The organism is Acidimicrobiales bacterium (genome assembly GCA_036273495.1).
Classification (GTDB): Bacteria; Actinomycetota; Acidimicrobiia; order Acidimicrobiales; family JAJPHE01; genus DASSEU01.
The window spans coordinates 1-6108 of sequence record DASUHN010000248.1 but is presented as its reverse complement, the minus strand read 5'-3'; the positions used below and the strand labels follow the sequence as shown (position 1 = coordinate 6108).

The following is a 6108-nucleotide window of genomic DNA, read 5'->3' as shown; positions in this document are numbered from 1 at the left end:
GGAGAACGCCCCCTTTGCCCAGGCGTGCGGGGAAGCCGGGCTCACCTTCGTGGGGCCGAGCCCGGCGGTCGTCGAGGTGATGGGGTCCAAGCTGGCCGCCCGGCAGCTGGCCGATGCCCACGGCGTCCCGGTCCTGCCCGGCGCCGACCTGTCCGGGGTGGCCGCCGACAAGGTCGGGGCGGTCGCCGACGAGGTCGGCTGGCCCCTGCTGGTCAAGGCCTCCGCCGGCGGCGGGGGCCGGGGGATGCGGATCGTGCGCCGACCCGGTGAGCTGGCCGACGCCGTGGCCGGGGCCCGCCGCGAGGCGGCGTCGGCGTTCGGGGACGACACCGTGTTCGTCGAGCGCTACGTCGAGGCGCCCCGCCACATCGAAGTCCAGGTGTTCGGGGATCAGCACGGCAACGTGGTCTCGCTGTTCGAGCGCGAGTGCTCGATCCAGCGCCGCCACCAGAAGATCGTCGAGGAGTCACCGAGCCTGTTCCTCGACGCCGCCGGCAGGCGACGGATGGGGGACGCCGCCGTGGCCCTGGCCCGGGCCGTCGGCTACGTCGGGGCGGGGACGGTCGAGTTCGTGGTCGACGGCTCGGGCGAGTTCTGGTTCCTCGAGATGAACACCCGGCTCCAGGTCGAGCACCCGGTGACCGAGGCGGTCACGGGCCTGGACCTGGTCCGGCTCCAGCTCGACGTCGCCGCCGGGCGGCCCCTTCCCCCCGCCGCCCTGCAGCCGACCATGGACGGCCACGCCGTCGAGGTCCGCCTCTACGCCGAGGATCCCGCCGCTGACTGGCTCCCGTCGGCGGGACCCCTGCACCGCTTCCGCGTCGGGGACGGCACCGGTGCGTCTCCCGGGGATCCGACTGCCGGAGGAGCCCGGGTCGACGCCGGTGTGGAGGACGGGACCGTCGTCGGGGTCGACTACGACCCGATGCTGGCCAAGGTGATCTGCCACGCCGCGACCCGGGCCGAGGCCGCCGCCCGGCTGGCGGGGGTGCTGCAGCGGGCCGAGCTGCACGGTCCGGTCACCAACCGTGACCTGCTGGTGGGCGTGCTCCGTCACCCCGAGTTCCTGGCCGGGCGCACCGACACCGCCTTTCTCGAGCGCCACCCGCCCACTGACCTGGTGCCCGCGCCGACCAGGCGGGAGGTCGAGGTGGCGGCCGTCGCCGCCGCCCTGGCCGAGCAGGCCCGCGACCGCGCCGACGCCCCGGTGCTCGGCCCGGTGCCGTCGGGCTTCCGGAACAATCCCTCCCAGCTGCAGGTGCGCCGGTACGAGCACGCCGGGCACGCCGTCGAGGTCGGCTACCGGCTCCACCGCGACGGGCGCGTCGAGGTCGACGGTCAGGAGATGGCCGGCCTCTCCGTCGGCACCGCCGCCCCCGAGCTCGTCGAGCTGGTCGACGACGGAGTGCTGCGCCGGATGCGGGTCCACCTGGTGGGGCCGGAGGTCTTCGTCGACGGTCCCGGGCGCAGCCTGGTCCTGCGGGCCCTGCCCCGGTTTGCGGACGCCGACGTGGCCGCCGAGGCGGGGTCGCTGGTGGCGCCCATGCCGGGCAAGGTGGTGCGGGTCGAGGTGGCGACGGGCACGGCGGTGGCCGCCGGCCAGGTCCTGGCCGTCATCGAGGCCATGAAGATGGAGCACCAGGTCTTGGCCCCGGAGGCCGGGGTGGTGTCGGAGGTCCGGGTGGCGGTCGGGGACACGGTGGACGTCGGCCAGGTCGTGGCGGTGGTGGAGCCGGCGGCCCCGGGCGAGGAGCCGGCGCGGTGAGCCGCCGTCCGGGGATGGCCGAGCTGGCCCGCGACCTCGCCGCCGAGCACCACGACGTGGCCGCCCTCGTGGCCGGGCTCGACCCCGGGGCGTGGGACACGCCCACCCCGGCGGAGGGATGGACGGTCCGGGACCAGATCACCCACCTCGCCTGGTTCGACGCCGCCACGGTCACCGCGGTCACGGACGGCGCCGCCTTCGCCGTCATCCGCGCCGACGCCGACGCCGACGTCGACGGCTTCGTCGAGCGGGTGCGCAAGGACGAGAGCGGCCGCCAAGGCTCGGAGGCGGCGCACTGGTGGGCCGCGGAGCGGGCCCGGCTCGTCGCCGCCGTCCGGGACCTGGCGCCCGACCGCCGGGTCCCGTGGTTCGGGCCGGAGATGAGCCTGGCGTCCAAGGTCACGGCCCGGATCATGGAGACCTGGGCCCACGGTCAGGACGTGGCCGACGCCCTGGGGCGCGCCCGTCCCGGTACCGACCGCCTCCGCCACGTGGCCCACATCGGGGTGCGGGCCCGGCCCTACAGCTACGCGGTGCGCGACCGGGACCTGCCCGCCGCCGAGATGCGCGTCGAGCTCACGGCGCCGTCCGGCGCCGAGTGGGCGTGGGGACCCGAGGACGGGCCCGACCGGGTGACCGGGGCGGCCCTCGACTTCTGCCTGGTCGTGACCCAGCGCCGCCACCTCGACGACACCGCCCTGGACGTGACGCCCGGCCCGGCCCGGGAGTGGATGGAGATAGCCCAGGCCTTCGCCGGACCCGCCGGCCCCGGGCGGCGCCCGGGCCAGTTCCGGCGGGGGGCGGGGGGATGAGCGGGACCGGGCCCCTCCGGGTCGCCAACTGCTCGGGGTTCTACGGGGACCGGCTCTCGGCGGCCCGGGAGATGGTCGAGGGCGGCCCCATCGACTTCCTCACCGGTGACTACCTGGCCGAGCTGACCATGCTGATCCTCTGGAAGTCGGCCCAGCGGACGGCGGGCACCGGCTACGCCACCACCTTCCTCCGCCAGATGGAGGAGGTGCTGGGGACGTGTGTGGACCGGGGGATCAGGGTCGTGACCAACGCCGGCGGTCTCAACCCCGCCGGCCTGGCGGAGAAGATGCGCGAGCTGGCCGACCGGCTGGGCACACCCGTGAACGTGGCCCACATCGAGGGCGACGATCTGCTGGGCCGGATCGAGGAGCTGGTGGCGACCGGCGTGCCGCTCGACCACATGGACACGGGCCAGCCGTGGAGCGACCTGCCCGGCAAGCCGGTGACGGCCAACGCCTACCTGGGGGCGTGGGGGATCGTCGAGGCGCTGGCCGGCGGGGCCCAGGTCGTGGTGTGCCCACGCGTCACCGACGCCTCGGTGGTGGTGGGCCCGGCGGCGTGGCACTTCGGGTGGGGGAGGGAGGACTGGGACTCCCTGGCCGGCGCGGTCGTCGTGGGCCACATCCTCGAGTGCGGGGCCCAGACCACCGGGGGCAACTACTCCTTCTTCACCGAGATCCCCGACCTGCGCCGGCCGGGCTTCCCGGTGGCGGAGATGCACTCCGACGGCTCAGCCGTGATCACCAAGCACCCCGGGACCGGCGGGGGGGTGTCGGTCGGCACCGTCACCGCCCAGCTCCTGTACGAGATCGGCCCCCCGGACTACGTCAACCCCGACGTGGTGGCGCGCTTCGACACCATCTCCCTGGAGCAGGAGGGGCCGGACCGGGTTCGCGTCGCCGGCGTCCGCGGACTGCCTGCGCCGGGTCAGTACAAGGTCTGCGTCAACTACCTCGGCGGCTACCGGAACACGATGACCTTCGTCCTGACCGGCCTCGACATCGAGGCCAAGGCGGCGGTGGCGGAGGCGGCGCTGTTCGAGCAGATGGGGGGGCGGGAGCGCTTCTCCGAGGTCGACGTGCGGCTGATCCGCACCGACAAGTCCGACGCCCCGACCAACGCCGAGGCATCGGCCGAGCTGCGGGTGACGGTCAAGGATCCCGATCCCACGCGCGTGGGGCGGCCCTTCTCCAACGCCGCCACCGCCCTGGCGCTGGCCAGCTACCCCGGCTTCCACACCACGTCGGCGCCGGGGGAGGCGTCGGCCTACGGCGTGTACTGGCCGACTCTGGTGCCGGCCGCCGTGGTCGACCAGGTCGTCGTGGGGGCCGACGGCGCCGTCACCCACGTACCTCCGACCGTCCCGACGGGCGCCGCCCCGCCCCCGGCGCCGCCGGCGCCCGGCGTCGACCCGCCGGCCGGTCCCACCCGCCGGGTGCCGCTCGGAACGGTGTTCGGCGCCCGCTCGGGGGACAAGGGGGGCAACGCCAACGTCGGGGTGTGGGCCCGCACCGCCGCCGGCTACGCCTGGCTGGCGCACCACCTCTCGGTGGCCCGGTTCAAGGAGCTGGTGCCCGAGGCGGCCGGTCTCGACGTGCGCCGCTACGAGCTGGCCAACCTCAAGGCGGTGAACTTCGTCGTCGTGGGGATCCTCGGCGAGGGCGTGGCGTCGAGCACGCGCCCCGATCCGCAGGCCAAGAGCCTGGGGGAGTACCTCCGCTCCCGTCTCGTCGACCTGCCCGAGGCGCTGCTCGCCTGAGCGGCCCTACGGATGCTGGTTCGACACGCTTACGACCTCTCCCGTCATGTAGGAGGAGTAGTCGCTGGCGAGGAAGACGATGACGTTGGCCACCTCCCAGGGCTCGGCCGACCGACCGAAGGCCTCCCGTCGCTCCAGGTCGGCCAGCAGGTCCTCGGACGTGACCTTGGCCAGGAACGGGTTCATCGACAGCGACGGTGACACGGCGTTGACCCGCACCCCGAACGGCGCCGCCTCCATCGCCGCGCACCGGGTGAGGGCCATCACGCCGGCCTTGGCCGCGGCGTAGTGCGCCTGGCCGGGCTGGGCGCGCCAGCCGAGCACCGACGCGTTGTTCACGATCACCCCCCGCCGGCGCGGCTGCATGTGGCGAAGGGCGGCACGGGTGCAGCGGAACGTCCCCGTCAGCGACACGTCGAGGACGCGCGCCCACTCCTCGTCGGCCATGTCGACGAGGTCGGCGGTCCCGCCGAGGCCGGCGTTGTTCACCACCACGTCGATCCCGCCCAGCTGCTCGACGGCGCCGTCGAACAGGGCCTGGACCTGAGCCTCGTCGGTCACGTCACAGGCGATGCCCCCGACCCCCAGCCGCTCGGCCGCCTCCTCCACCCGCCGGGCGTGGGCGTCGCTGATCACGATCCGCGCCCCCTCCTCGACGAAGCGCTGGGCGGTGGAGTAGCCGATGCCGGCTCCGGCGGCGGCGGTGATGACCGCGGTCCGCCCCGCCAGCAGCCCGTGGCCCGAGACGTAGGAGGGCGGCGGGATCGCTTCGCTCACCGGCAGACCGTAGCGTGAAGGTCGCCAAGCGGAACGGAAGGTGGGTATGGATCGGAGCCGGCTCGAGGGGCTGTTCGACGTGGGCGGACGGGTGGCCATCGTCACCGGCGGCACGCGGGGGATCGGCCGGTCCGTGGCCGAGGGGCTGGCGCTGGCCGGCGCCAAGGTCGTGGTGGCCAGCCGCAAGAAGGAGGCCTGTGCGGAGACCGAGGCCCACCTGCAGTCGCTCGGGGCCGAGGCGCTCGGTGTTCCCACCCACATGGGGGATCTCGACGCACTGCAGAGTCTCGTCGACGCCACCGTGGACCGTTTCGGGGCCATCGACATCGTGGTCAACAACGCCGCCACCGCCGTGGCCATGCCGGTCGGCGAGTTCACACTGGACGCGTGGTCCAAGGTGTTCGACGTCAACCTGCGCGGTCCGGTCTTCCTCGTGCAGTATGCCCTGCCCCACCTCGAGCGCAGCTCTGGAGCAGCGGTGGTCAACGTGATCTCGGTCGGGGCGTTCATGTTCGCGGCGCGGGAGTCGATGTACGCCGCCGCCAAGTCCGCCCTCATGTCGTTCACGCGCACAATGTCCGCCACCTACGCCCCGCGGGGGATACGTGTGAACGCCCTGGCCCCAGGAACCACGGACACCGACATGGTGCGCAACACCGGCGCGGAGGCGGTGGCCCGCACATCCACGATCAGCCAACTGGGCCGGCTGGCCCACCCCGACGAGATGATCGGCCCCGTCCTGTTCCTCGCGTCCGGGGCCTCCAGCTACATGACGGGGCAGGTGCTCATCATCGACGGCGGGCTGGTGGCGTACTGAGCCGGTGCTCCGTCAGGTGAAGCGCGGTGGGCGCTTCTCGTTGAACGCCTTCATGTACTCGGCCAGCTCGGGACTGCGCGCCGCGATGTTCTGGTTGCGGTTCTCCATGGCGATGGCCGACTCGAGGCTGGGATTGTCGAGGTTGTGCCACATGACCTCCTTGGTGAGCAGCAGCCC

At 73.8% G+C, this 6108-nt stretch carries 5 protein-coding genes; 4 read left to right on the top strand and 1 reads right to left on the bottom strand.

Annotation, left to right across the window (positions count from 1 at the left end; all coding sequences use genetic code 11):
• The 3 genes from VFW24_10695 to VFW24_10685 all read left to right on the top strand — a co-directional run.
• The coding region (locus VFW24_10695; protein ID HEX5267230.1) for a biotin/lipoyl-containing protein at positions 1-1765 on the top strand (1765 nt) is incomplete at its 5' end.
• A complete protein-coding gene (locus VFW24_10690) occupies positions 1762-2577 on the top strand; it encodes a TIGR03084 family metal-binding protein (protein HEX5267229.1) in 816 nt (271 codons plus the stop codon). The genes VFW24_10695 and VFW24_10690, both read left to right, overlap by 4 nt.
• Entirely contained in the window at positions 2574-4337 is a 1764-nt protein-coding gene (locus VFW24_10685) for an acyclic terpene utilization AtuA family protein (GenBank protein ID HEX5267228.1), read from the top strand. The genes VFW24_10690 and VFW24_10685 overlap by 4 nt, the downstream gene beginning before the upstream one ends.
• A gap of 6 nt (positions 4338-4343) precedes the next feature.
• On the opposite strand, the gene VFW24_10680 is transcribed toward VFW24_10685, so the two are convergent.
• A complete protein-coding gene (locus VFW24_10680) occupies positions 4344-5114 on the bottom strand; it encodes an SDR family oxidoreductase (GenBank protein ID HEX5267227.1) in 771 nt (256 codons plus the stop codon).
• A 46-nt stretch (positions 5115-5160) separates the two neighbouring features.
• On the opposite strand from VFW24_10680, the gene VFW24_10675 reads away from it, so the two are divergent.
• A complete protein-coding gene (locus tag VFW24_10675) occupies positions 5161-5931 on the top strand; it encodes an SDR family oxidoreductase (GenBank protein ID HEX5267226.1) in 771 nt (256 codons plus the stop codon).
• The last annotated feature ends 177 nt before the right edge of the window (positions 5932-6108 follow it).

Bases quoted from the DNA above. Each gene is read 5' to 3' on its own strand.
- VFW24_10685 (HEX5267228.1), top strand. From the start codon at position 2,574: ATGAGCGGGACCGGGCCCCTCCGGGTCGCCAACTGCTCGGGGTTCTAC.
- VFW24_10675 (HEX5267226.1), top strand. From the start codon at position 5,161: ATGGATCGGAGCCGGCTCGAGGGGCTGTTCGACGTGGGCGGACGGGTG.